Annotated in this window: 23 protein-coding genes; 10 read left to right on the top strand and 13 right to left on the bottom strand. The window is 66.6% G+C overall.

Annotated features, from left to right (window positions below):
- Positions 1 to 17 precede the first annotated feature (17 nt).
- The 4 genes from ABRP28_RS13025 to ABRP28_RS13010 form a co-directional block, all read right to left on the bottom strand.
- Positions 18 to 1,253, bottom strand: coding sequence for an amidohydrolase family protein (locus tag ABRP28_RS13025; RefSeq protein ID WP_350005357.1), 1,236 nt, complete (start codon positions 1,251 to 1,253; stop codon positions 18 to 20).
- Positions 1,250 to 2,041: a copper homeostasis protein CutC gene (locus ABRP28_RS13020; RefSeq protein WP_350005359.1), complete on the bottom strand. Its 792-nt coding sequence runs from the start codon at positions 2,039 to 2,041 to the stop codon at positions 1,250 to 1,252. Before ABRP28_RS13020 ends, ABRP28_RS13025 begins: the two co-directional genes overlap by 4 nt.
- Positions 2,026 to 2,805 (bottom strand): glucosamine-6-phosphate deaminase, encoded by a 780-nt coding sequence (gene nagB, locus ABRP28_RS13015; protein ID WP_350005362.1) that lies wholly within the window; start codon positions 2,803 to 2,805, stop codon positions 2,026 to 2,028. Before nagB ends, ABRP28_RS13020 begins: the two co-directional genes overlap by 16 nt.
- Before the next feature lie 63 nt (positions 2,806 to 2,868).
- Positions 2,869 to 4,119, bottom strand: coding sequence for a PTS transporter subunit EIIC (locus tag ABRP28_RS13010; RefSeq protein WP_231453782.1), 1,251 nt, complete (start codon positions 4,117 to 4,119; stop codon positions 2,869 to 2,871).
- A gap of 231 nt (positions 4,120 to 4,350) precedes the next feature.
- On the opposite strand from ABRP28_RS13010, the gene ABRP28_RS13005 reads away from it, so the two are divergent.
- Positions 4,351 to 4,581, top strand: a complete 231-nt coding sequence (locus ABRP28_RS13005; RefSeq protein ID WP_013602544.1) for a glucose PTS transporter subunit EIIB — start codon at positions 4,351 to 4,353, stop codon at positions 4,579 to 4,581.
- On the top strand, positions 4,581 to 5,039 hold the full coding sequence (locus ABRP28_RS13000; RefSeq protein WP_350005365.1) for a PTS glucose transporter subunit IIA: 459 nt from the start codon (positions 4,581 to 4,583) through the stop codon (positions 5,037 to 5,039). The genes ABRP28_RS13005 and ABRP28_RS13000 overlap by 1 nt, the downstream gene beginning before the upstream one ends.
- Positions 5,040 to 5,057: 18 nt before the next feature.
- On the opposite strand, the gene ABRP28_RS12995 is transcribed toward ABRP28_RS13000, so the two are convergent.
- Complete coding sequence (locus ABRP28_RS12995; protein ID WP_350005367.1) at positions 5,058 to 5,810, bottom strand: GntR family transcriptional regulator; 753 nt, start codon at positions 5,808 to 5,810, stop codon at positions 5,058 to 5,060.
- A 201-nt stretch (positions 5,811 to 6,011) separates the two neighbouring features.
- Between ABRP28_RS12995 and ABRP28_RS12990 the strand changes: the two genes are divergently transcribed.
- Positions 6,012 to 6,860: a hypothetical protein gene (locus ABRP28_RS12990; protein WP_350005369.1), complete on the top strand. Its 849-nt coding sequence runs from the start codon at positions 6,012 to 6,014 to the stop codon at positions 6,858 to 6,860.
- Between the two features lie 75 nt (positions 6,861 to 6,935).
- Here ABRP28_RS12990 and ABRP28_RS12985 read toward each other — a convergent pair whose 3' ends face one another.
- The gene (locus tag ABRP28_RS12985; protein WP_350005371.1) at positions 6,936 to 7,541 is read right to left on the bottom strand and encodes an AAA family ATPase; all 606 of its coding nucleotides are present in this window, start codon (positions 7,539 to 7,541) and stop codon (positions 6,936 to 6,938) included.
- Positions 7,542 to 7,785: 244 nt separating this feature from the next.
- Here ABRP28_RS12985 and ABRP28_RS12980 point away from each other — a divergent pair, with 244 nt between their 5' ends.
- Both ABRP28_RS12980 and ABRP28_RS12975 read left to right on the top strand, forming a co-directional pair.
- Complete coding sequence (locus ABRP28_RS12980) at positions 7,786 to 8,046, top strand: hypothetical protein (RefSeq protein ID WP_350005377.1); 261 nt, start codon at positions 7,786 to 7,788, stop codon at positions 8,044 to 8,046.
- Between the two features lie 7 nt (positions 8,047 to 8,053).
- Positions 8,054 to 8,989: a threonine/serine dehydratase gene (locus ABRP28_RS12975; protein ID WP_350005382.1), complete on the top strand. Its 936-nt coding sequence runs from the start codon at positions 8,054 to 8,056 to the stop codon at positions 8,987 to 8,989.
- Between the two features lie 33 nt (positions 8,990 to 9,022).
- Here ABRP28_RS12975 and ABRP28_RS12970 read toward each other — a convergent pair whose 3' ends face one another.
- Positions 9,023 to 9,361 (bottom strand): hypothetical protein, encoded by a 339-nt coding sequence (locus ABRP28_RS12970; protein WP_350005384.1) that lies wholly within the window; start codon positions 9,359 to 9,361, stop codon positions 9,023 to 9,025.
- A 199-nt stretch (positions 9,362 to 9,560) separates the two neighbouring features.
- Between ABRP28_RS12970 and ABRP28_RS12965 the strand changes: the two genes are divergently transcribed.
- Together ABRP28_RS12965 and ABRP28_RS12960 are read left to right on the top strand one after the other, a co-directional pair.
- Positions 9,561 to 10,499 (top strand): hypothetical protein, encoded by a 939-nt coding sequence (locus ABRP28_RS12965; protein WP_350005386.1) that lies wholly within the window; start codon positions 9,561 to 9,563, stop codon positions 10,497 to 10,499.
- 412 nt (positions 10,500 to 10,911) lie between these two features.
- Positions 10,912 to 12,921, top strand: a complete 2,010-nt coding sequence (locus ABRP28_RS12960) for a rhamnogalacturonan lyase (RefSeq protein ID WP_374152853.1) — start codon at positions 10,912 to 10,914, stop codon at positions 12,919 to 12,921.
- Positions 12,922 to 12,994: 73 nt separating this feature from the next.
- Here ABRP28_RS12960 and ABRP28_RS12955 read toward each other — a convergent pair whose 3' ends face one another.
- A complete protein-coding gene (locus tag ABRP28_RS12955) occupies positions 12,995 to 13,921 on the bottom strand; it encodes an SRPBCC family protein (RefSeq protein WP_350005390.1) in 927 nt (308 codons plus the stop codon).
- Positions 13,922 to 14,150: 229 nt separating this feature from the next.
- Positions 14,151 to 16,811, bottom strand: a complete 2,661-nt coding sequence (locus ABRP28_RS12950) for a Tat pathway signal sequence domain protein (RefSeq protein ID WP_350005392.1) — start codon at positions 16,809 to 16,811, stop codon at positions 14,151 to 14,153.
- Positions 16,812 to 17,117: 306 nt separating this feature from the next.
- Between ABRP28_RS12950 and ABRP28_RS12945 the strand changes: the two genes are divergently transcribed.
- Entirely contained in the window at positions 17,118 to 17,729 is a 612-nt protein-coding gene (locus ABRP28_RS12945; protein ID WP_350005394.1) for an NADPH-dependent FMN reductase, read from the top strand.
- A 46-nt stretch (positions 17,730 to 17,775) separates the two neighbouring features.
- Here ABRP28_RS12945 and ABRP28_RS12940 read toward each other — a convergent pair whose 3' ends face one another.
- From ABRP28_RS12940 to ABRP28_RS12925, 4 genes are all read right to left on the bottom strand, one after another.
- On the bottom strand, positions 17,776 to 18,252 hold the full coding sequence (locus tag ABRP28_RS12940) for a sensor histidine kinase (RefSeq protein ID WP_231453767.1): 477 nt from the start codon (positions 18,250 to 18,252) through the stop codon (positions 17,776 to 17,778).
- Between the two features lie 153 nt (positions 18,253 to 18,405).
- Positions 18,406 to 19,113 carry an ABC transporter ATP-binding protein gene (locus ABRP28_RS12935; RefSeq protein ID WP_350005396.1) on the bottom strand — a complete coding sequence of 236 codons (708 nt, stop codon included), beginning with the start codon at positions 19,111 to 19,113 and terminating at the stop codon, positions 18,406 to 18,408.
- An 89-nt stretch (positions 19,114 to 19,202) separates the two neighbouring features.
- The gene (locus tag ABRP28_RS12930) at positions 19,203 to 20,387 is read right to left on the bottom strand and encodes an IS30 family transposase (protein WP_374152828.1); all 1,185 of its coding nucleotides are present in this window, start codon (positions 20,385 to 20,387) and stop codon (positions 19,203 to 19,205) included.
- 114 nt (positions 20,388 to 20,501) lie between these two features.
- A complete protein-coding gene (locus ABRP28_RS12925) occupies positions 20,502 to 21,608 on the bottom strand; it encodes an FtsX-like permease family protein (RefSeq protein ID WP_350005664.1) in 1,107 nt (368 codons plus the stop codon).
- Between the two features lie 168 nt (positions 21,609 to 21,776).
- On the opposite strand from ABRP28_RS12925, the gene ABRP28_RS12920 reads away from it, so the two are divergent.
- On the top strand, positions 21,777 to 23,147 hold the full coding sequence (locus ABRP28_RS12920) for a sensor histidine kinase (protein WP_350005666.1): 1,371 nt from the start codon (positions 21,777 to 21,779) through the stop codon (positions 23,145 to 23,147).
- On the top strand, positions 23,140 to 23,799 hold the full coding sequence (locus tag ABRP28_RS12915; RefSeq protein WP_350005667.1) for a response regulator transcription factor: 660 nt from the start codon (positions 23,140 to 23,142) through the stop codon (positions 23,797 to 23,799). The genes ABRP28_RS12920 and ABRP28_RS12915 overlap by 8 nt, the downstream gene beginning before the upstream one ends.
- The last annotated feature ends 37 nt before the right edge of the window (positions 23,800 to 23,836 follow it).

Genomic DNA, 23,836 nt, shown 5'->3' with positions numbered 1-23,836 from the left:
TACTCCAGCGGTGTGACTCAGTGATCCAGCGGTGTGACCCACTTACCACCGCGCAGGACTCCGGCAAGATCCAGGTCCCGGTCAACAATGACGACGTCCGCCCGCATGCCGGCGTGGAAATCGCCCACTTGCTGCGACAGTCCCAGTACGGAGGCAGGCACGGCCGTCGCCGCGCGGACCGCATCCTGCAGGGGGACACCTGCTGCCACCGTGGACCGGACAACGTCCAGCAGGGTAGCGGTTCCGCCGGCAATTGCCCCCGTGTTGTCCACCCTGGCCACGCCCTGGTCCACTGTGACAGCCAGCGTGCCCAGACGGTATTGGCCATCCTGCAGGCCTGTGGCGGCCATCGCGTCGGTCACCAGTGCGATGTTTTCCGCTCCCACCAGCTCGAACACCATCTTGACGGTTTCGGGCGCCAGATGAACTCCGTCTGCAATCAGCTCTACCACCGCCTTCCCGGCATGGGCCGCACTGATGCTGGCCGCTACCGGGCCGGGGGAGCGGTGATGCAGGCTGGGCATCGCGTTAAACAGGTGCGTGACAGTGGGGCGGGCCCGCCCGGTGGAATTCCCTGGCCCGGCCAGTCCTGCGGCTGACTGTTCCAGGAAGGAAACCGCGGTGCCGTGGTCCGCCGCAGTGTGGCCCAGGGATGGAATGGTTCCCCGCGCAGTGAGCATGTCCACCAGGCTCGCAGCGCCAGGAAGCTCAGCTGCCAGCGTCATGGACGCCAGCGAGGACCCGGCAGCCTCAAACAGGCGGGCCACCAGCCCGGAGTCGGGTTCACGCAGCAGCGCCGGATCATGGGCGCCGCACTGCCCCGAAGCGAGGAAGGGGCCCTCCAGATGGGAACCGGCGATCAGCCCGTCATCGGCCACATCGCGCAGGACTGTGAGGTTCCGGACCAGGTTTTCCGGCGATCCCGTGACCAGGCTGGCCAGCAGCGTGGTGGTTCCGCGGCTGTGCAGATACCGGGCCGCTGACCGGGCACCTTCGGCGGATCCTTCGGAGAAGTCCGACCCCAGCGCCCCATGGCAATGCAGGTCCACCAGCCCGGGCATCAGGATGCGCCCGGCCGCCCCGGCCAAGGTACGGTCCGTCCCGGCGCCCTTACCAACGTCCAAGCCAAGCCCAGCAAATCCCGACGCCGGTCCGGCATAGGTGATCACGCCGCCGTCGAACGCCACGATGCCGTCGGGGACGTCCATGCTTCCCGTGACGATGCGGCCACGAAGTATCGCATCAGTACTCATGGTTCCAGGCCTCCGATAGTCATTGCTGCCGCCAGCCGGGCTGCCAGCCCAGGATCGGCAGCATCTGCGCGGTCCATGCCCGAGCTCCCCGCCCGGCGCGGCCGCGCCGAGGCGTGCACGGCATGGACGCCGGCGCCGAGCAGCGACGGTACCAGCTCCAGCGTCACTCCTCCGCCCGCCATGATCTGTACCGACGGCGCGTGCGTGCGTCCCAACTCAACCAAACGGCCCAGCATGCTGAGGCCGGCAGAGCAGTCGGGACTGCCGCCGCTGGTCAGGACGCGGTCCACGCCTGCCTGCTGGAGCCGGGACAGCGCGTCAGCAGGGTCGGTGCCGGCCGCCAGGGCAGCATCGAATGCCCGGTGGAACGTGATTTCCGCTGACGGGTTGGAGCGGCGTGCCGCTGCAACGATGAGGCGGAGTGCAGGTACATCCGGCCCGCCGTCGGACCCGAGCACGCCTATCACCACGCCGGCCGCACCGGCGGCCAGGGCAGCGGCCACGTCGCGCTCAATGACGTCGAGTTCGCCACTGGAGTAGGTGAAGTTGCCAGGGCGCGGCCGCACCAGGACGTGGACGGGGAGCCCAATACGGCAGGCATGTTCAACCATGCCGATGCTGGGCGTGATGCCCTCGGTCTGGGCGAGGGCTGCGCAAAGTTCAACGCGGGCCGCGCCGACGGCGGCAGCCAGCCTGACGCCGTCGGCATTCTCCACGGCAAGCTCCAGCTGCGGCCGGCTGACAGCAGCTACCGGCGAGCCCTGGCCCGTGCTCAGAGCCCCTGCCACGCCGGCTTCCGTCCAAACGTGTCCGTGTAGTAGTCCCGGTGGCCCAGCCGCGAGGCCGCTGCCTCATCCACCAGGACCGAGACGTGCGGGTGCAGCTGGAGCGCGGACGCCGGGCAGATGGCGGCGACAGGGCCCTCGACGGCGGCTGCGATGGCCTGCGCCTTGGCCTCGCCCATGGCGAGCAGCAGCAGGTGCCGGGCCTCGCGGATGGTGCCCAGCCCCTGGGTCAGGACGTGGTCCGGGACATCGTCCGCGGAGTCGAAGAAGCGGGCGTTGTCCTGCCGCGTCTGCCGGGTGAGCGTCTTGATCCGGGTGCGGGAGCCCAGCGAGGACATGGGTTCATTGAAGCCCACATGCCCGTCCGTGCCGATGCCCAGGATCTGGATGTCCACCCCTCCCGCGGCGGCAATCCGCGCCTCGTACTGCTCAGCCTCGGCCTGCAGATCCTCCGACATGCCGTCCAGGCCGTGCACTGCGCCCGCACCGAAATCCACGCTGGCGGTGAACTCGTCCCGGATCACGGAATGGTAGGACTGCGGGTGCGCGCTGGGCAGGCCCACATATTCGTCGAGGAGGAACGCCTGGGCCTGGGCGAAGCTCAGTCCGCTGGTCCGGTGCCGTTCAATGAGCTCCTGGTAAGTGCCCAAAGGGGTGGACCCGGTGGCCAGTCCCAGGACGCACGGGCCGCGGCGGACCTGTTCCTCGATAGCGTCTGCAGCCGTGCGGGCTACGTCGGCCGGGGTGGGAAGGATGATGATTTCCATGCGGTGAAGCTGCTTTCGGTAGCTGGTGCTGGTGCTGTGCTTGGTGGAGAAAGGAGACGCCGTTTACTTGGCGGCGTCCGTCTCCACCGTGACCTCGTCATCCTCACGGCCCGGCGTCCGCAGGTTCCAGCGCTTGATGACGATGGAGAAGAGGAAGTAGTAGATCACCGCGTAGCCCAGGCCGATGGGGATCAGCAGCCAGCCATTCTCCGATTTGCCGAAGTTGAGGACGAAGTCGATCAGCCCGGCGGAGAACGTGAAGCCATGGTGGATGTCCAACGCGTTGACCAATGCCATGGAGGTGCCGGTGAGGACTGCGTGGACGATGTACAGCGGGAAGGCAACGAACATGAAGGAGTATTCAAGCGGTTCGGTGATGCCGGTGAAGAACGCGGTAAGGGCGGTGGAGAGCATGATGCCGCCCACGATCTTCTTCTGCGAGGGCTTGGCGTGGCGCCAGATGGCAAGGGCTGCCGCCGGCAGGCCGAACATCATGATGGGGAAGAATCCGGTCATGAAGATGCCTGCGCTGGGATCACCGGCAAAGAAGCGGTTGAGGTCGCCGCGGACCAGCTGGCCGGAAGCATCGGTGTAGTCGCCGATGAGGAACCACACGGCGGAGTTGAGGATGTGGTGCAGGCCTGCGGGGATGAGCATGCGGTTGGCGAAACCGTAGACGCCGCCACCGGCCACTGCGTTGCCCGCCACGGCTTCACCCACTGCAGAGAGGCCGGCGTTGAACAGCGGGTAGAACAGGGCAAGGACGACGCCGGCTGCCAGGCTGGTGACGGACGTCAGGATGGGCACCAGGCGGCGGCCGCTGAAGAAGCCCAGGAAGTCCGGCAGTTTGGTGCGGTAGAACCGCTGCCAAAGCATGGCGGACAGCAGGCCCACCACGATGCCGGCCAGGACGCCGTAGTTGATCATCGCTGGCTTGCCGGCGGGGTCAACCTGCCCGGCCAGGACCAGCGGGGACATGGCCTTGAAGACGCCGTCGATCACCATGTATCCCACTACCGCTGCCAGTGCGGTGGAACCGTCGGATTTCTTGGCCCAGCCGATTGCGATGCCGACCGCGAAGATGAGGGGCAGCCAGGTGAACACGGCATTGCCTGCTGCGGAGATGACTGCTGCGCCGCCCTCGAACCCGGGGATGGCGCCCAGCAGGTCGGCCTGGCCAATGCGCAGCAGGATGCCGGCTGCGGGGAGGACGGCTATGGGCAGCATCAGGCAGCGGCCCAGCCGCTGGAGGGTGGCGAAGGCCCTGTTCGGCTTCTTCTCTGGAGCCAGGGCGGCGGTCTCGGATGTTGACATGGTTTACACCTCTGCGGGGATCGGGTGGGGGCTTGTGAAGAAACGGTTCCAGCCGGTACTGTCTGGTTATGACCAGTTCAGTGTGATTCATCCCACGAGTGCCTGTCAAGGTAGAAGATCTTCCAGCAGGCGCTGACAGTTCCGATGAACCGGAACATAATTGGTCGCACTTGGGCCGCCGGTCCTGGTGCTGAAGCAGTGCTCCGCGGGGCACCGTCAGAAAGGGCAGCCATGTCCAAAGCAGAAAAGATCATTGAGGGCCTGGGCGGCGCCGCCAACATCGTTGAGGTCGAGGCATGCATCACTCGCCTGCGCACCGAGGTAAAGGATGGGTCGCTGGTTAACGAGGCCGCCCTGAAAGCAGCCGGAGCCCACGGTGTCCTTGCCGCCGGCACCGCAGTCCAGGTGATTGTTGGCCCGGAGGCGGACAACCTGGCCGAAGACATCGAGGACCTGCTCTGATGCCGGAAGCGCTGGTTGTCAACGCGCCCCTCAGCGGCAGCGTGGTTCCGTTGTCCGACGTCCCGGATCCGGTCTTTGCAGGCCAGATGGTGGGTTCAGGCGCGGCCGTTGAGCCGCCCGCAGGGGAGGCGTTCGACGTCGTGTCCCCCGTCGCCGGGAAAGTGGTCAAGCTCCTGCCGCACGCCTTCGTGGTGGTGGAGTCAGGCGGGAAGGGAGTGCTCACCCATGTGGGCATCGATACCGTCAAGCTCAAGGGCGAAGGCTTCAAGCTGCTGATTGCCCAGGGCGACACCGTGGGCGCGGGTGAGCCGGTGATGCATGTGGACCCGGCCGCCGCCCTGGCGGCCGGCTACTCGATGGTGAGTCCCGTCGTCGTGCTCGATACCAAGCCGGACGCCGCAACGCTCTTGGCAGCCGGTGCCGTGACTGCCGGCGCCAGCCTGTTTTCACTGGACTAGGCGCTCGCCCGGGTCCGCTTAGAGCCGGACTTCCATGGTGAGCGAGTAGCGGTCCGAGCGGTACCAGGAGCGCGAATGCTCGATGGCCAGGGGACCTGAATAGGACACCCGGTCGAAGGCCAGCACCGGCGCACCCGTTCCGGTTCCGAGGAGCGCCCCCACGTCGGCGGGGGCGCCCTCGGACCGTACGCTTTGCCGTGCCCGGTCAATCTGGTGGCCAAACTGCGCCGCCAGCGCCTTGTACACCGATCCGGTCAGGTCGATCTCCAGAAGTCCGGGGGCGTGCTCCGGGTTGTACCAGGCGTCATCCACGCTGACCGGCCGCCCGTCCGCCAGGCGGAGCCGCTTGAGGTGGACCACTTCGGATCCAGGGGCAAGGCCCAGCGCTTCGGCGGTGTCCTCAGGGGCGGTGGCAGCTTCCGCCACCAGTACCACGGTGCTGGGGACGTGGCCCATCGCCTCCATTTCCTGGGTGAAGGAGGCGAGGTGCAGCGTGGACTGCACGGGGGAATCTGCCACGAAGGTGCCCTTGGCGGGAACCCGGACCAGGTGCCCCTCGTTGACCAGGCGTCCGATCGCGGCACGCACCGTGATCCGGCTGACGCCATAGGAATCCATGAGGGTCCGCTCGCTGGGAAGCCTGGCGCCCGGTTCCAGTTCTTCCCTGGCGAGCTTGAGGATGATGGTCCGCAGTTGCTCGTGCTTGGGGATCTGGGAGTTGTTGATGGCCGTGCCCGCCGCCTCGGCGGTGCTCCTTGGTGTGGCGGACAATCCGGCTCCTCCTGCTCCTGGAGCGGTCCGGTAAGGACCACTTCCTCGGATTATTCCACAGCCAGGACGGCGGAGGTGCGGGCTTTTCATTCCGCCGGAAGTTCCGCTGGAAAGTTGCAGGGCCGTTATTGTTCCACCGGGCCCAAACCCCTAAGCTGATAAACACTAAGTATGCTTCCTATCTTCAAAGGGGTTGTACCAATGCGAAAAGTACCTGCGCTTGGATTGATGACGGCAGCAATGATGGCCCTCGCGGGCTGCACGGGCGGCGGCGGCGAAGCTGCGAGCCCGTCCGCCTCGGAAACGCCCTCCCCTACGGCCGAGGCCAAGGTTTACACCGAGGATGAGCTCCGCGAACTGATCTCCGGCATGACGGACGAGGACGGCAACGAACTCAAGCTGTACTCCAAGGAACAGGTGGACCAGGGCGGCAACATCGCCAACCTCCTCCTGAGCACGGCCACGGTGGATCCTGAAGACTGCAAGGACATTGCCACGGCGGGACTGCTGGATACCGTCGAAAGCGGCGAGATCGCCGTCGCGCTCTCCGAAGGAGACCAGCCGCGCACGCTGTCCGCGCAGTCGGGCAGCGAGGGGCCGGACGCCGTCGAGGTCCTGGATGAGATCAGCGGCAAAATGGACCAGTGCGCCACTTTCTCCGTGGAAGCGCTGGGACAGACCTACGAGGTGACCAGCGAGGAAGTCCAGGCGGACACGGACGCTGAAAAGACCTTCGCCACCCTCAGCTCCCGCAGCGGCGAAAACCAGCAGAAGCTGATGCAGGTCTCCGCTGCCGAGGGCCGGCTGCTGGTGGTTGCCACCAAGAGCGGCGCCGACCTCGGCGATCCGGACCAAAAGGAACTTGAGGACCTCATCAACGAGGTGCTGGAGAAGGCCGACGGCGGCAGCGCCACGTCCAGCCCGACGTCCACCAGCACATCCGGGTCCACCAGCACGTCCTCACCGGACAGCTCACCCTCGCCTTCTGTCACCGAGAGCGAACCCGAGGAAACAGAGATGACCTCGCCTTCGCCGACTGCGTCGAGCTAGGAACTTTCCTGCAACGGGAAGGCGGATGGACCCCTGGGTCCACCCGCCTTCCTGTGCGTTAATGCCTGGACACGGTCATATGGTGACCGGAGGTTGTCCTTTGTCGGGGATCCGTTCCAGTCCGTGCACCACTCCGGCAAGGCGCCGCGTCAACTCCGGAACGGGGACCGAAGCGTCCACTTTTTCGAAGCTCCAGTACTCGGGCAGTTGCCGGTAGGCGTGGGCGAAAGCCGCCAAATCCTCCAACGTCTCCGCGTCCGTACCGCGTGCGGCGATGCGCTGATGCGCAACGCCGGGGTCAACTTCCAGGTGCACCACGGCATCAGGGGCAGGAAGTTTGCCCAGCAGCCACGGAAGCAGGCGGCCCCGCGGCAGCCCCTTCGTGGCACGCAATGCCAGCTGGCAGTAGAGGTGCCGGTCCATCACCACCAAGCCGTCAGTACGGGCGGCGCGCAGATGGTTTACCAGCACGTTCCACACCCGGAATGTGGTCTCCAGGGCGTCGGAAAGGCGGTGGGGCAGCCGGAAGCCCAGCCTGGCGCCCAGGACTGACATGCTGCGCCTGCCCGCGTGGTTGTTCAACAGCGTTGCCATGCAGCCGTCGGCCCTGACGGCTGACACCAGGGCCTGGGCGGCCGTGGACTTCCCGGAACCGTCGATTCCGGTCAGGACAATAAGCAAGTGGCCTCCTTCCGCCATGGGGTTTAACGCAGGGTGTGCCGTGGAAGTCCCGGCTGAGTCCCAATTCACAGGTTCACGGCCCATTTCACAGGTTCGGGGAGTCTTTTCGCAGTCCCGGCTGGGGGAGCCGGCCAGACCACAGGCCGCCTCTTCCTGCTGCCGGGCAGGGCCAGCCCGTAGGCTGGAGGATGGTGCGGGGATAGGCCCGGCCGAACGCCGTAGTTCCCGAGCGAAAGGCAGAACCATGACTTCTAGCAATGACGAGCCGCAGAACACCGCAGACCTTCGGGGCCCAGGTGACCCGGACGCGGCCAAGGAGGGCACCCAGGCACCGCAGGCAGGCCAGCACCCGGAATTGCCCGGTGCCGGCAATATCCGCGAGGAGCAGCAGGCCCACGCTGCCGGGACCGTCCCCGCGTCCTACGCGGGCAGCGGCCAACCGTCCCAGGAGGACAAGCCCGAGGACGCCCTGCAGGAACCGGGAACCTGGGACGACGAGGTCTGACGCATTTATGATTACCCGCGCCGACGTGGAACAGGCAACGCGACGGACGGCAGGCCTGACCCGGCTGACGCCTGTCCTGGAAGCTGACCCCGGGGATTTCCCCGGTCCGGTGTGGTTCAAATGCGAGTTCATGCAGCACACCGGAACCTTCAAGGCCCGCGGCGCCCTCAACCGGGTCCTGGCCGCCAAGGAACGCGGTGAGCTGAAGCCGGACGTCGGCGTGGTGGTTGCCTCCGGCGGCAACGCCGGCCTGGCCAACGCCTACGCGGCTGCACAGCTTGGCGTACCCGCAACGGTGTTTGTCCCGGCCGCCGCCCCTGCAGTGAAGGTCCGCAAGCTCAAAGCCATCGGAGCGGCGGTGGTGCAGGGCGGCGCCGAGTACGCGGACGCATACCAGGCAGCCATCGAGCATGCCCGGGAAACCGGCGCCCTCTATTGCCATGCGTACGACCAGCCCGAAATTGCCGCCGGTGCCGGAACCGTGGGGCTGGAACTTCTCGACCAGGTGGGCGGGGTTGACACCGTCCTGGTAGCGGTCGGTGGAGGCGGGCTGATGGCGGGAATCGCCGCGGCTGTGGAGGGCCGGGCCAAAGTGGTGGCCGTGGAGCCGGAATCAGCCCCTACCTTGAACGCTGCGCTGGCGGCCGGAAAACCTGTCGACGTGCCAGTCTCGGGAGTTGCTGCGGACTCCCTGGGTGCACGCAGCATCGGTGATGTCGGCTTCTCCGTGGCGGTCCGCGCCGGCGTCGAAAGCGTCCTGGTGTCCGACGCCGCAATCATCGAAGCGCGCCTGAAACTGTGGGATGGCTACCGGATCATCGTGGAACACGGCGCGGCCGCAGCTTATGCAGCGCTCACGTCCGGCGCCTACGCGCCGGGCCTGGGCGACCGGGTTGCGGTCATACTGTGCGGTGCGAACACGGACCCGGCCACACTCACGTAGCCGGGTCAGGCGGCAGTGCGCCGTCAGCAGGAATCAGCTGCAGAACTGGCTGTACGTGCTGCCGGCTTCCTCGTAGCCTTCCGTGAGCTCGGCGAGCTTGTCCTCGTCCGGAGTCTCCTTCGCCTGCTCATCGGTGTACTCGATGATCGACTCAAGCGCACCCTTGAGGTCGTCCGAGGCGACGGCGTGGATGGGGCGGATCTGGTTTGCCAGGCGGTTCATGCCGGTCTTGCCGGCGTTGTTGGCCGGGTTCGACACAACGGACTGAATGCGCTCGCAGGTTTCCGCGGTGGTGAGCTGGTTCGAGGTGGTGCAGGCGGTTGCGGTGACAACGAGTCCGGCGGCGATCAGGGCTGTGGCGAATTTCTTCATGGATCCCTCAGTAGTTGATTGAGGCTTCGATTGTAAGCAGAATCCCGAACCACACGCCGGTCCCAGGCCCTGCCCCCTCGACTGTGAAGGGGGCACCAAGCTATGGCGGGGCCTCCATGGTGGAGCTTAAAATGGGATCACCATCGTGCGGAGCTGCCGCAGATTGGGCCCCGCGCACCAGCCCAATCCAGGAAATATCATGCGCAAAACAGTACGACGCCGTGCCGTTGGTGGATTTATCGCGATTTTGGCCTTGCTGTTGTCAACAGCAGTCCCGGCAGCCGCATCCACGTCTTCCGGGGACGATGTCATCGTCCTCCGCGGGGCCGGCTCGGCAGAAGGCATCGCGGCGGGTGGGGGAACAACCTTCTATGCCGGAGAACTGTTTACCGGCGATATCTTCCGCGGCGACATCCGTGACGGAAAGGCCAGGCGTTTCATCGATGCACCCGAGGGCCGGATGGCCGTCGGCATGAAGGCGGACACCCGCAACGACCTGCTGTTCGTGGCAGGCGGCACTTCCGGCAAGGCTTACGTGTACGACACCGACACCCGCAAGGCCCTCAAGGAATATGACCTTGGCCCCGGCTTCATCAATGACGTCACCCTCACCCGTGACGGCGCCTGGTTCACCAATTCGGCCACTCCCGAGCTCTATTTCCTCCCCATGAACGGACGGGGCGAGCTCGGAAAAGCGGAGGACGTGGAGACACTGGAAGTGGGCGGTGAGGCGGGCAGGCCGCTGCAACCCGGCCAGTTCGGGTTCAACGGCATCGCAGCAGGTGACGGCGACGTCCTGATTGTGGCCCACACCCAGAACCAGGCCCTCTACACCGTGGATCCGGGCACGGGAAAGAGCAAGAGGATCAAGGGGCCGGACCTGGAATTCATCGACGGCATCCTGGTGAAAGACCACACCGTATGGGCGGTCCAGAACATGGCCAACCAGGTCAGCCGCCTGAAACTGTCCAGTGACCTGACGTCCTTCAAGGTCAGGGACGTCATCACCAGCAAGCACTTCGACATCCCGACGACGGTGGCCAGGTTCGGGGATACGCTCGCCGCGGTTAATGCAAAGTTCGGGCAGCAGCCGCCGCCAACCCAGTATGAAGTAGTCCTGGTCCCGGCCTGGGACTAGGAGTGGATGCCCGTTGTTGCTGCCCGGGGTGCCGCCTTCAGCTCCCGGAGGGTAGCGGCCCGGGCGGTGGTTCAGGGCCAGGACGAAGTTCAGCAGCGTGGGCACACCGTAGACGGGCTCGATACGGACGGCGTTGGACGGTGACCCGCAGCATGCTGGCAATTGCCGGCGTCGTATGTACCAGCACAGCCACGCACGAATTGAACGCAAGGGAACAATATCTCCCATTTAGTTCCGTCAAACCCTTGACCAGACTTGTAAAGCGCTGATAAAAGTTAAGGGCAGAAAACGCTTTCCTTCCTGGCGCCGACCTCCCCTCCACAACATTCGGGCAGTGCTGCCACTGGAAGTGAAACGTTCCAAACTGTCGCGCGGCAGACTCAGCTGCCGCCGCATCAAAGGAGATGTTCTTTTGCCTTATCCCTCGAAATGTTCCCCCACGCCCCGTCCCGGTCTGCGGTTAGACCGCGCCTGGAAGGCCGCCCCGATGGCCGCGGCAGCATCACTCACGGCCGCTGCACTGGCGTTCACCGGCGTACCCCTGGCGCAGGCCAGCCCAAGCACCGCGCCCGGGCAGTCCGGCAAGGCAGAACTGAAGCGCCAGGTGGAGAACCTGGACCGGGCGCCCGTCGCCGTGCTCACGGACCAGGGCGTCACGCTGGGCTGGCGCATGCTGGGCCTGGACCAGGACAGCGTGGGCTTCCACGTGATCCGCGACGGCGTCCAGCTCACCGAAGAGCCCATCCGCAACACCACCACCTACGTTGACCCGTCCGGAAACGCGGCCTCCACCTACGTCATCAAGACCGTGGGCAACGGCAACGGGCAGGACAAGCTCAGCGCAGAATTCACGCCGCTGGCACAGGACTACCTGCCCATCAAGCTGGACAAGCCCGCCGACGGCATCAGCAAGGACGGGAAGCCGTACACCTACTCGGCCAACGATTCCAGTGTCGCGGACCTCGACGGGGACGGCAGCTACGAAATCATCCAGCTCTGGAACCCTTCCAATGCACAGGACAACTCCAGGCCCGGGTTTACGGGGAACGTCTACGTGGACGCCTACAAGATGGACGGCACCAGGCTGTGGCGCATCGACCTGGGCCACAACATCCGCGCCGGCGCCCACTACACCCAGCTCCTGGCGTACGATTTCGACGGCGACGGCAAGGCCGAAGTGTCCATGAAGACGGCGGACGGCACCACCGACGGGGTAGGAACCGTGATCGGGGACGCTGCGGCGGACTACCGGAACAGCGCCGGTTATGTCCTGTCCGGCCCGGAGTTCCTCACCGTGTTCAACGGCGCCACCGGCACCATCATGGACACAGTCGCCTACGATCCGCCGCGCGGCAACGTCTCCGCATGGGGCGACGGGTACGGCAACCGCGTGGACCGCTTCCTGGCCGGCGTCGCCTACCTCGACGGCGAAAAGCCATCCATGATGTTCAGCCGCGGCTACTACACCCGCACCGTCCTGGTCACCTATGACCTGGTGGACGGCAAGCTGGTGAAGCGCTGGACCTTCGACTCGGACATCGCCGGCGCCGAATACAAAGGCCAGGGCAACCACAACCTGTCCGTAGCTGACGTGGACCAGGATGGCAAGGACGAGTTCGTCTTCGGCTCCATGACCATCGACGACGACGGCTCGGTCCTCTACAACACCAGGCTGGGCCACGGCGATGCGATGCACACCAGCGATTTTGATCCTTCCCGCCCGGGCCTGGAGGTCTTCGCCGTCCACGAGAGCATGAGCCAGAGCGGCAACCGCGGCGCAACCTTCCGCGACGCCGCCACCGGCGAGGTGCTCTGGAGCATCCCCGCCATCCGGGACACCGGCCGCGGTGCCGCCGGGGACATCGATCCCCGCTACGCCGGCGCTGAGGGCTGGGCCGTGGGCGGAGATGCCTCCTGGAACTCCCCGCGGGGCCAGCTGATGTCCGCCAAGGGCGAGCTGATCGCCGAGAAGATCCCGGCCGCCAACTTCATGGCCTGGTGGGACGGCGACCTGCTGCGGGAGATCGTTGACCACGACTTCGACGCTGCCGCCGGCGTGGGCGTGCCCACCATTTCAAAGTGGAACTGGGAAACGGAATCGAGCGACAGGCTCCTGACTGTCACCGGCGCCCGGACCAACAACCACACCAAGGGCAACCCGTCCCTGCAGGCGGACCTGCTGGGTGACTGGCGCGAGGAACTGGCCTTCCCGTCGTCGGACAGCACCGAGCTGCGGATCTACACCAGCACCTCGCCCACCGAGGTCCGGCTCCGCACCCTGATGCACGACACCGTCTACCGGACCGCCGTGGCCCGCGAAAACGTGGCCTACAACCAGCCGCCGCACCCGGGCTTCTTCATCGGCGAAGGCATGGAAACCCCGGCCGCACCGTCGGTGGTTTACACGGTCGCCGACAAGTAGCACAAGCACAGGCAAAAGCGCCGCCCGCCTCGGGGGAGAGGCGGGCGGCGCTTTGTGCTGCGGCTGGACCCGGTTAGTGCGTGCCGAGGTTCCCGCCGACAGGCGGCAGGCCACCGTCGCGGCGGCGGTCGTCGCCTTCGCGCTCAGCGGCGCTCAGGTTCTCACCTTCGGCCGTCTCGTCGGACTCGCCGGTGGTGTCCACCAGGCCGTTGGTCTGGTCGAAGGCGTGGCCGATCCTGTCATTGCCCAGATCGGCGACCGACCCAGTGGAGCCCGCTGCCTCCGTCGTGCCCGTCGTGGCACCCGTGGTGGTCGTATCGGTGGGAATCGGGGTGACGGTGACCGGCTCTCCGGGAGTCACTGGAGTCACCGTTTCGTCGGCAACGGCAGTTGTCTCCTTGTTGCCGCCTGCTGCCATGGCCGCTGCTGCGCCCGCTGCCGCCGCAACGCCCAGCCCTGCGGCAACCTTGCCTGAAACGCCTGCCTTGCCGGAGTCACCGCGGGATGCGGCAGCGTGCTCAACGCCCGGGGTGCCAGCCGGTGCGCCTGTGCTGACGCGTCCGCGCCAGGCACCGCTGGCGTACCCCTCGTCCTCGATGAATTCCTTGAACCGCTGCAGGTCTGCCTCGGCCTGGCGGTCAACCACGTTGAGCTTGTCGCCAACCTTTTCGATGATGCCTTCGGGCTCGTACTCGAGCGTCAGCCGGAGGGAAGTCTGCCCGCCGCCCACGTCCTCGAACTCGACCGCGCCGGCGTTCGTGGCGCCCTCCGTAGCCGCCCAGGCGACCTTCCGGTCCGGAACCTGCTCCAGGATCTTCGCTTCCCACTGCCGGCGGATGCCGCCGATCTCGGCCACCCACTCAAGCCTGTCGTCGCTGAGCTGGGTCACGCTCTTGACCCCGCCCATGAAGTGGGGGAATTCCTCGAACTGGGTCCACTGGTTGTAAGCGGTGCTTACCGGTACGTTCACCAGAATGCGTTTTTCCACCTTCGTGCTCATAACGTCTCCTTCGCTGTGTTACCGGAAGCTGACGATTCGGTAAATCATCAGCATGCTTATCAATGTACCTGCTAGGCGCGCCGGTTTCCAGAGCGTGGTTTCAAACGTCTCGCCGGGCGGTGGGGAATCAGCCGGCCCAGGCAGCTGCCCGCCAAAGGGCCGGGGAACGGGCGACGGCGGCACCCGGCTCAGGGAATCAAGGCCGGGTGCCGCCGTCACAAGGGCGCAGCTACCGCAGGTGGTTACCGACCAGCGCCAGGTTCTGGATGACGGCGAGCCCGAACTGGGAGGCGTCATTGGTGGACACGGTGGGTGCCTCATCCACCGGCAGCAGCACGTGCGGCGGCTCGATCTTCCGCAGCGTGAAGGCCGACTCGTGGTTGAGGTGTTCGCCTCCTTCGGCGAAGCTCGTCCAGGCGCGGGCGGCCAGGTCCGGATCGTTCAGCCGGGCAGCCGCGTAGGCCGTAAGCCGGCTGTGCGCCTGGGTGAGGTAGATGCCTTCCAGCGGCTGTCCAACCGCTGCCACCTGTTCCTCCTTCGTGCCCAGGAAGAGCCGGCAGTACTGCAGCCAGGCACGCTCGAACTCCGGATCCGGAACCAGGTCCACCAGTTCGCTGCAGATCTCCACCAGGCCGAACACGGCGCTCAGGTGGGACACCTGGATCAGCTCCCGGCCGGTATCGAACCGCCCTTTGTCCAGGTCATAAAGCGCTTCGCCGGTGAGGAAGCCGTATTTGAGGGCGCCGATGTCCGCCATGGTGCCCAGGAGCCGGTCGCGTGAGCGGGGGTTGCCCGTACGCTCCCAGTCGGTGAGCCAGGTGGCGGCGAGCGAGCCCCAGTCCGTTCCGAGGCCAACGCCCAGGGCGCCCCGGTTGGGCCGATAGGTGTCGGCGTCGGGGCGGACCTTGCGCACGGGGTCCAGCCCCAGGAAGTTCTGGTCGCTGTCCACCAGCTCGGTCAGCAGGTCCCCGGTCCGTTCATCCGCCGTCAGGTAGTAGTAGAAGCGGCGGTAAGCGGGTGTGCTGATGCGGAGCTGCTTGGCGCTGCAGCCCCAGTGCTGGACGTTGTGCCGCGAACCCAGGCCGCGCCACGGGCCCAGGTGGTAGACGTCCACCTCGCCGGTGTGCCGCGTCATGGCCTCCGCGAACCGGAAGATGTCCGCCCGGCCGGAGCGCAGGTAGGAGTACCAGAGCCAGAGGTCGGGGGAGAGCTCGGAGTTGTCCCATGCGTAACCGCCTACGTCGTACCGCCACACATGCCGGTCATGGTCGTAAGTATGCATCACGTCGCCGTAGTTCCAGAACCCGTACCAGCGCCGCTGCTCCACCTGGCCGGCATAAAAATCGAAGAGGAAGTCCAGGTGGTCCTCCAGCTCGGCCCGGGCGGGGGTGCTGCGGTCCACCGGGTCCCAATCGCCGAACACGCCCACCGAGTGCAAGTACTCCGGGGTGGCCTGCAGCAGCGCAGGGGCTGAGGCGGCAGCGGCGTCTGCCGCCAGGCTTTCGGTTGCCGGTGTGCCGTCGTAGGCGAACAGAGTTAACTCATGTGTGCGGGAAATGCCGCGCGCGTTTCCGAAGCCCGGCTCGTAGTCCTCATACGTGATTTCGAGGCCCTCAAGCTGTTCCTCGAACGAGTCCTGGCCCAGGCCGTCATGGTAGAAACGCAGGTCCATGGGCTGGGCTTCGGGGGAGTACAGCCACGCAGTCAGGGAGGCCTGGTCCGTGGCGGCGTTGCGGATGTCCAGCTGGCCGGGGTGGGACTGCCAGAAGTCCTTGACGCCCACGCCGAAGCCTCCACGGGTGTCAGTCAGCGAGCAGAAGCCGGCCGACCTGGTGCCGCCGGAAATCCCCACCCAGGCGCGGCCGGGAGCAGTCCGCTTGCGCAGCTCGAAGCCGTCGGCGCTGAGCTGGCTGAGCGTGTAGTCGTTCCACGCCGGAATCAGGCGCAGCCGTTCGGACACCTCGGGGTTCCAGCCGGCCGCGGGCGAAGTGGCGCGGCCTTCCACCTGGGCGCGCCGGACGTCCTCGCCGGGGTCCCGGCGCAGGCCGGTCAGGCCGCGGACCGCTTCGGTGAGGAAGCCGCCGTCGGCCCCTGCTATCCGGACGTGCCTGTTGTGCAGCTCTGCCTGCAGCGGGACCGTGAAGCGCACGCCGAGCCCGGCTAGGAAGTCGCGGTCCGCGTCGCCGTCCCAGATGAAGGAGTGCACCATGCGGACGCTGCGGGCGTTGGCGTGGAAGTAGAACCTGACCACGAAGGGTAGCCAGCTTTCCCGGCCGCTGCCCGGCGCGTCCGGCCGGTGCTGGCCTTCCAGCCGCACCACGGCGCGCACGGGTCCGCTCTGTTCAAGCACCGCGGCGCTGACCACGCCGGTGAAGGCCTCCCGGCTGAAGGTTCCGGCGCCGTCGCCTCCCTGGTCATCAGCAAGGCCGTCCTGCAGGAGGCTGACCAGGCGGGCGTCCCGCGCCACCTCCACGCCGCCGCGGGTAAGGCTGCTGAAGAGGGTGGAGCCCCCGCGCTTGATCACCATCCGCAGCGTTCCGGTGTCCACTGTCAGGGCATCGCCGGTTTCGGTGGCAGTAACTCCGGCAAGGCCCGACGGCGGCTGGCCGGCTTCCCCTCGCGACGCGCCGCCGTCGGACGCCACGTGGTAAAAGTCCGACGGCGAGCTGGTGGCGGGGAGTGCGATGCCGGCCCACTTGAGGGAGCCGTCCGGCCAGGTGGCCAGGGGCCAGGCCTGGGTAGTAACGGCGTTGCCGCCGGCGTCGGTGACGGAGAGGGCCTCCGCCGAGGGCACCGCGCCGCGGGCGAAGGGCATGCCCCACGTGGTCCCGCCGCTGGATTCCGAAGGTGCCTGGCCGTCGATCCACCTGATGAGGGTGCTGTCCGTCATATCGTCCAATTCTGTTGTTTCGCGTCCGCCGGCTTGGCCGCGCCCCCGCCCAAGCTGGGACAAGATCGGCGGGAAAGCGGTTTCTGATTCGTTTCAAAATATGCGAGCCAAGGCAGGACCGCAAGGGGTGGCCGGGATTCGGAAAGTCTCCCGGAGCTCTTCAACACGCCGCCCCCTCTGGCCGCACCCCGGCTTCTGTGCTGGACTGTTGGGTGCAACGGGCACTACACGCCGCCCCCGCTGGGGCGGCACTCATTTCCGGAAATATGGCCTGCCGGCGCGGACCGGCTATTGGAAGGAACACTCATGGCACCGTACAAAATCGGCTACTTCGTGGGGAGCCTGGCAACCGGCTCCATCAACAGGGTCCTGGCCAAGGCGTTGATCAAACTCGCTCCCGAGGACCTGGAGTTCACGGAGATCCCCATCAAGGACCTCCCCCTCTACAGCTACGACTACGACGCCGACTTCCCGCCGGAAGGGCGCGCCCTCAAGGAAGCCATCGAGGCGGCCGACGGGCTCCTGTTCGTGTCCCCGGAATACAACCGCTCCATTCCCGGGGCGCTCAAGAATGCCATCGACTGGGGCTCCCGGCCCTGGGGAAGCAACTCCTTTGCCCGCAAGCCCACCGGAATTATCGGGGCTTCCGTGGGAAGCATTGGTACTGCGGTGATGCAATCGTCCATGCGCAGCGTCCTGAGCTTCCTTGACGCGCCGCAGCTCAACGCGCCGGAGGCCTACATCCACTTCGACGCCGCCGTATTTGGCGACGACGGCGAGGTCAAGAATGAGGGCACTGCCAAGTTCCTGCGCCACTACATGGAGGAGTACTGCGCCTTCGTCCAGCGGGTCCTGGCGGCCAACGCACCAGGCCACATCGGCGACCTTGAGCCCGATTCAGCCAAACTGACCCGTTAGGGTTTTCCGGATGCCCGCCGTCCCAGCAACGGCGGGCATCCGAGCCTTAATCCAGCGGCAGCGTAACCGTCACGCTGGTGCCCTGCCCGGGGGCGGAGCGGATGTCCACGGTGCCGCCGGCCTCATGGACGGCAACGGACATGAGCCGGAGGCCGTAGCCGTGGTGGCGCCCGCAGGTGGCAGCTTCACTGTCAAAGCCCGTGCCGTCGTCGGCCACCACCAGGCGGATGCCATGGTCCACGGCGGCGAGCTGGACGGCCAGGTGCGACGCCCCGGAGTGCTTGTAGACGTTGCTGAGCGCCTCGCGTGCCGACTGGTAAAGGAGGGACGCGCAGTCCTTCGGGATCTCGATGCCCCAGTGCGGGGTGTCCCAGCGGACGGCGGTTCCCCGGTGGCGGAGGGGCGCCGTGAGCCGGTCGATGCAGCCCGCCAGGCCCAGTGCGTAGAAGTCGAGCGGATGCTGATCCGTGAGCACGCCATCCACGGCGGTGACTTCCCCGTCTAAAACTGTCCTATTTCCCATTGCTTCCTGCTCCCCACAAGCTGGTTGGTCCATGACTTCAGCGTGGACCCGCAACTTCAGGGCACGGCAAGGTTTGCCGCAAGATCCGGTCAATTCTCCGTGGCGGGGGTTGCCCTGCAATTACTGCGCGCAAAGCCCCCGGGCCACCCGTGCTCACGCGCCGGTCAGCACCGGGGCGGCGAGGGCCCCGTCCCGCATGCTGGCCACCGCAGCGGTCAACGGAACAAACTCCATGTCATGCGTGACCAACACCGTGCCCACGTTGAACTCGGAGGTCACCTGGCACAGCAGCCGGATGATCGAGGCGCTGCGCTCGTGGTCAAGGGCGGCCGTCGGCTCATCCACCAGCAGGACTTTCGGGTTTCCCATCAGGGCCCTGGCGATGTTGACCCGCTGGCGCTGGCCGCCGGAGAGCTGGTGGGGGAGCTTCCCGGCGCTCGCGGACAGGCCAACGACGTCAAGGAGTCCGGCGGCCTTCTTCCGGGCGGCCTTCACGGGCTTGCCGCGTAGGTGGTCGCCGATGATGAGCTGTTCGGCGGCCGTGAGTGAGGGGAGGAGGTTGGGCTGCTGGAAGATGATGCCCACTTTGCTGCCGCGCAGTGCCGTGAGCGCCTTGTCCGGAAGGCCGGTTGTGTCGGTGCCGTCGATGATGACTTGGCCGCTGGTGGGGCGGACCAGGGTGGCGGCTGCGGCAAGGAGGCTCGATTTTCCCGAGCCGGACGGTCCGACGAGCGACACCACGTGCCCGGCCGGGACTGCCAGGCTGACGCGGTCCAGGGCGGTGGTGGTGCCGCCTCCGTCAGGGTATTCCAGGGTGACGTTGAGCAGTTCCAACGGAACCGGGGTGGAGTAGGCAGACATCATGTTTCCTTTCAAAGGATTGGAGTTTTTGGCGAGATATGCAGGGTTCAGGGCAGGCAATGTCAAGTGGTGGGAGCAACGCGGGGTGGTTAGGCCGCTTGCAGCAGCTGGTTTAGCCGGTTGGCTGGGGTATCGAGGTTGAGGGTCGGTCGGGGGCGGCGGTTGAGCTTTGCCGCGATGCGGTTGAGGTCCTCAGGGGTATGGGCCGAGAGGTCGGAGCCTTTTTCGAACCAGAACCGCAGGAGCCGGTTGGTGTTTTCATTGGTGCCGCGCTGCCAGGGCGAGTGCGGGTCGCAGAAATAGAGCGTGGTTTCCAGCGCGGTCTGGATCTTCGCGTAGCCGGCGAGTTCTGTGCCGCGGTCCCAGGTGATCGAGCGGCGCAGGTGCTCCGGGAGGTTCGCCATTTCCCGGATCATCGCGGCGGCGACGGTTTCGGCGGTATGGTCCCCGGGCAGGTGCAGCAGGATCGTGAACCGGGTTGAGCGCTCCACGAGAGTGCCGATCGCGGTCCCGTCAGAACCGATGATCAAGTCACCTTCCCAGTGCCCGGGGACCGCCCGGTCCTGGACCTCGGCGGGGCGTTCGCTGATCTTGAACGCCTCCTTGTAGGGGCTGCTCTTGAGCCGGTCGGCGGTGTGGGGGATGCGTTGTTTACGTTTCAGGCTGAGGTTTTCGGCCAGGTCTTTCCGCAGGCTTCCGCGGGTTTGGACATACAGGGCCTGGTAGATCGTCTCGTGGCTCACCTGCATAGTCTGGTCACCGGCAAAGTAAAACGCCAGCATCGACGAGATCAGCTTCGGACTCCACCCATCGTCCATCCACACCGCGATCAGCCGGCACAAATCCTCGTCCTCGATGAGCTTGAAGGGCTTGGGCCGGCGGCGTGCCTGATGGGCTCTGGTGTGCGCGACTTTAGCGTTGTACCTGCCCTCGGCGTCACAGTTGCGGTTGACCTCCCGCCAGATGACGGACTTGTCCCGTCCGATGGCCGCACCGATCTTCGCGTAGCTCATCCCGGCTTGCCGGCCCATCTGGATCATCCCCCTCTCGGCTTCGCTTAGTGCCCGCCCGCAGGAGACCTCCACGGACGGGGCAGGATCTGCCAGGCCGCCATGGGCCGAGATGCTCAGCGTCATCTGACCAGACTCGGCCCACCACTTCTTCCCGGTCCCGCGCGAGGCTCCGACACGCCGTGCAGCCTCACTGACGGACGCGCCGGAGCACACCAAATCAAGAAAATCATCACGAACATGGACAGGAAACAACTTCGGCATCAAACGCTCCATCAATCAGAACGTTGCAACCACCATATGAATCTGCCGCACATTAGGCCTGCGTATCTGGACAAAAACTCGGGGATGAAGGGGGAAGTGTGGGGGAGCGGGGTGTCAGTTCCCGCCGAGGGCCAGCAGGGCGTCGATTTTGGTGACGCGGCGGACGGCCAGCGCTGCCCCGGCCAGCCCCAGGGCAACAATCCCGACGACGGGAAGCAGCGTGGTGGCAGGGCTGAGGAGGAAGGGGGCTGCCTGGGCGGCCACCAGTCCGGCAAGGACACCGGCAAGCCCGCCCAGCCCGGCCCCCGCTGCCAGGACAATTGCTGCCTGCGTGATGGCATCCCGCAGGATGTAGGACCCCGGCGCCCCCATGGCCTTCAGGACGGCGATGTCGCGGGTCCGCTGGATGGTCCACACGGTCAGGAACGCCACAATCACCAGGGACGAGATGCCGTAGAGGAAAGCCTGCATCAGCGTCAGCGAGCCGTTCTCGCTCTTGAACGAGCCCAGTGCCTGGAAGGATTCTGTCCGTGAGACGCTCACAGTATTCGCCGCGGCATCCGCGGCGGCTTCATCAACTGCCGCGCGGTCTTGGTAGGTGACGGCAATGACGGTAGCCAGCTGGCCGCCGTCGGACACGTGGACAAGCCTGGACCAGGCCGGAAGGGCCGTCCACACAACGCTGGTGTGGGCGTACCACTGGTCCTCAACAACCGCGGCCACGATGAGTTCCACCCCGCTGATGGCCAACGCGTCCCCCTGCTGGAGGGACAGGGCCTCGGCCACGGAGGCGCCCACCACCGCGGTGCCGGCAGAAACGTCAACAGGCGCCAGCCCGCTGCCGGGGGCCACCCCGAACACGGCCACATTGTTGGTGCCCGAGCCCGCAGCCGCACCCTGGGCACGGGTCTGGGTGATCCCCACCGGCTCGGCAGCGCGGACGCCCGGCCGGCTCCGCCAGCTCTCCGCCTGGGCTGCCGTCACGGAGCTTTCCGTATAGGAGGCCTTGGGCGTACCGGAGCCGGGGGCGCCGAACACCACGGTGTCCACCGGTGCAGCGGCGGCAGCCCCCAGCTTGCCGATCGCGGAGGTTGACTGTTCAGCCAGCCCGGCGGTGAGGCCGGACAGCATGACCAGGAGCAGGGTAATCAGGGCCACCACGCCGCCCATCATGGCGAACCGGCCCTTGGCGAAACGGATGTCGCGGATTGCGAGGAACACGTTGTTCTTCTCTCGGTTGGTCCCACTGGATAAGGTCTCCATCCACTGTCCCGGCTGCCGGACCCCGGTCCATCGGGCAGGGAGTTGATACGCCAGGGATGAAAGGTTGAATGCAGAGTCAACCTTTTGATTGACCCGCCGCCGGGCGGGCGCGCATAAGCTGGTGGAATGTCCGCCACCCCTGCCCTGCACCCTTCCGGCGGACCCGGCACCCACGAACCAAAGAACCCCCTGAGCGCTGTGGAGACGGCGTCCTCCGAAGCGATCCTGCGGGTGCTGCGGGTGACGCTGCACACCGGCTTCGCCGCCCTGCTGGTGGTGGGCGTGGTCCGGCTGCTGGCATCAGGCTCCCGGGGATCCTTCCCGTTCCTCTGGACGGGCCTGGCCTTTGTCCTGGCCGCGGTCTACCTCACCGGGACAATCCTGGAACACCGCCATGCCGCGGGCCGGATCCGGTTCAATCCCCGCCGCTACGGCCTCCCCTGGCTGGCCGCGGTGACAGCGCTCTGGGTCCTCCTGCTGGCGGGCAGTGCCGATTTTGCCTGGCTGGCCTTCCCCCTGTTCTTCCTGCACCTGCACCTGCTGCCCAGACGTGCCGCGCTGCTGACCATTGCACTCATGACGGCCGCGGTCATCGCCTCCCAGTGGTCTGCCAGCGGTGACCCGGTCCCGCACGCGGCCGCCGTCGTCGGGCCGCTGTTTGGCGCCGCCTTCGCCGTCATCACCGGCCTTGCCTATGGTGCGCTCTACCGGGAGGCGGAGAACCAGCGGCGGGCCGCGGATGAACTGCGGCGCACCCGCCAGGAACTGGCGGCGTCCCAGCACGGCGCCGGGGTGCTGGCCGAGCGCGAGCGGCTGGCCCGGGAAATCCACGACACCCTGGCCCAGGGCCTGTCCAGCATTGTGCTGCTGGCCCGGGCCGCGGAACAGTCGCTGGCCCACGGTGATTCAGCCACCGCAGCGTCGCGGGTGGCGCTGATGCAGCAGACTGCGGCGGACAACCTGGCCGAGGCGCGGAGCTTTGTCCGCGGCCTGTCCTCTCCGCAGCTGCATGACACCACATTGGTGGAGGCCCTCCGCCGGCTCTGCGGGGAGACCGAATCGGGCGCCGCGGCTGCGGGAGCTGAGCTCCGCTGCCGGCTGGAGGTGGACGGCGAACCTGCCGAGCTGCCGCAACCGCACCAGGTGGCTCTGCTCCGCGCGGCACAGGCGAGCCTTGCCAACGTCCGCGATCACGCCCATGCCGGCAATGCCGTGGTGACGCTCACCTTCCTGGGCACGGAAGTCACCATGGACATTTACGACGACGGGGTGGGCTTTGGCGCGCCGCCCGCCGCCGGGACGTGCGTCTCAGGGACGGGCGTCCGCGGTACTGGGCACGACGGCGGCGCGGACGGCAGCGGATTCGGCCTCCGCTCACTGGAGGAAAGGGTAAGGGCCCTCAACGGCTCCCTGGAGTTGGAGACCGCCCCGGGCGAAGGGACCGTGGTGGCAATCCGGCTGCCGCTCGATGGTTTCGGGGGAGACACCCTTGGCTGACGTGCGCGTCCTGCTGGTGGACGACCATCCGGTGGTCCGCGCCGGCCTGAGGGCCATGCTCACCGAGTTCGAGGGCATTTCCATCACCGCTGAAGCTGCGGACGGGAAAGCCGCCCTGAAGGAACTCTCGCGGCTGGCGGTCCTGGGTGACGCGGTGGACGTGGTGCTGATGGACCTGCAGATGGGCGCGGGCATGGACGGGGTGGCGGCCACCGCCGCGATCAGGAAGCTGGCTGCGCCGCCGCCAGTCCTGATTTTGACCACCTACGACACCGACGCCGATATCCTCGCAGCCGTAGAAGCAGGCGCCAGCGGCTACATGCTCAAGGACGCGCCTCCGGAACAGATCCGCCAGGCCGTTTTTGCCGCAGCAGCCGGGGAGACGGTCCTGGCACCCAAGGCCGCCGCCCTGCTCATGAACCGCATCACCAACCCTGGCACCTCGCTCACCCCGCGGGAGGTCCAGCTGCTGGAGCTGCTCGCCACCGGGCTGTCCAACCGCGCCATCGCCAAGCAGGTCTTCATCTCTGAGGCAACGGTTAAGACGCACCTGGTCCACATCTACGGCAAGCTCGGGGTGGACAACAGGACGGCAGCCATCGCCGCCGCCACGCAGCGGCGGATCATCCGTCCGCCCGGGCAGGCGGGCTAAGCGGGATTTAGCTCACGGGAAGGAAGGCCCTACTCCC

This window comes from Pseudarthrobacter sp. WHRI 8279 (genome assembly GCF_040224115.2).
Lineage (GTDB): Bacteria > Actinomycetota > Actinomycetes > Actinomycetales > Micrococcaceae > Arthrobacter.
The sequence above is the reverse complement of the archived record's forward strand: the minus strand, read 5'-3'. Positions and strand labels throughout refer to the sequence as shown.

Bases quoted from the DNA above. Each gene is read 5' to 3' on its own strand.
- ABRP28_RS13025 (WP_350005357.1), bottom strand. From the start codon at position 1,253: ATGAGTACTGATGCGATACTTCGTGGCCGCATCGTCACGGGAAGCATG.
- nagB (WP_350005362.1), bottom strand. From the start codon at position 2,805: ATGGAAATCATCATCCTTCCCACCCCGGCCGACGTAGCCCGCACGGCT.
- ABRP28_RS13010 (WP_231453782.1), bottom strand. From the start codon at position 4,119: ATGTCAACATCCGAGACCGCCGCCCTGGCTCCAGAGAAGAAGCCGAAC.
- ABRP28_RS13005 (WP_013602544.1), top strand. From the start codon at position 4,351: ATGTCCAAAGCAGAAAAGATCATTGAGGGCCTGGGCGGCGCCGCCAAC.
- ABRP28_RS13000 (WP_350005365.1), top strand. From the start codon at position 4,581: ATGCCGGAAGCGCTGGTTGTCAACGCGCCCCTCAGCGGCAGCGTGGTT.
- ABRP28_RS12990 (WP_350005369.1), top strand. From the start codon at position 6,012: ATGCGAAAAGTACCTGCGCTTGGATTGATGACGGCAGCAATGATGGCC.
- ABRP28_RS12980 (WP_350005377.1), top strand. From the start codon at position 7,786: ATGACTTCTAGCAATGACGAGCCGCAGAACACCGCAGACCTTCGGGGC.
- ABRP28_RS12975 (WP_350005382.1), top strand. From the start codon at position 8,054: ATGATTACCCGCGCCGACGTGGAACAGGCAACGCGACGGACGGCAGGC.
- ABRP28_RS12970 (WP_350005384.1), bottom strand. From the start codon at position 9,361: ATGAAGAAATTCGCCACAGCCCTGATCGCCGCCGGACTCGTTGTCACC.
- ABRP28_RS12965 (WP_350005386.1), top strand. From the start codon at position 9,561: ATGCGCAAAACAGTACGACGCCGTGCCGTTGGTGGATTTATCGCGATT.
- ABRP28_RS12955 (WP_350005390.1), bottom strand. From the start codon at position 13,921: ATGAGCACGAAGGTGGAAAAACGCATTCTGGTGAACGTACCGGTAAGC.
- ABRP28_RS12950 (WP_350005392.1), bottom strand. From the start codon at position 16,811: ATGACGGACAGCACCCTCATCAGGTGGATCGACGGCCAGGCACCTTCG.
- ABRP28_RS12945 (WP_350005394.1), top strand. From the start codon at position 17,118: ATGGCACCGTACAAAATCGGCTACTTCGTGGGGAGCCTGGCAACCGGC.
- ABRP28_RS12940 (WP_231453767.1), bottom strand. From the start codon at position 18,252: ATGGGAAATAGGACAGTTTTAGACGGGGAAGTCACCGCCGTGGATGGC.
- ABRP28_RS12935 (WP_350005396.1), bottom strand. From the start codon at position 19,113: ATGTCTGCCTACTCCACCCCGGTTCCGTTGGAACTGCTCAACGTCACC.
- ABRP28_RS12930 (WP_374152828.1), bottom strand. From the start codon at position 20,387: ATGCCGAAGTTGTTTCCTGTCCATGTTCGTGATGATTTTCTTGATTTG.
- ABRP28_RS12920 (WP_350005666.1), top strand. From the start codon at position 21,777: ATGTCCGCCACCCCTGCCCTGCACCCTTCCGGCGGACCCGGCACCCAC.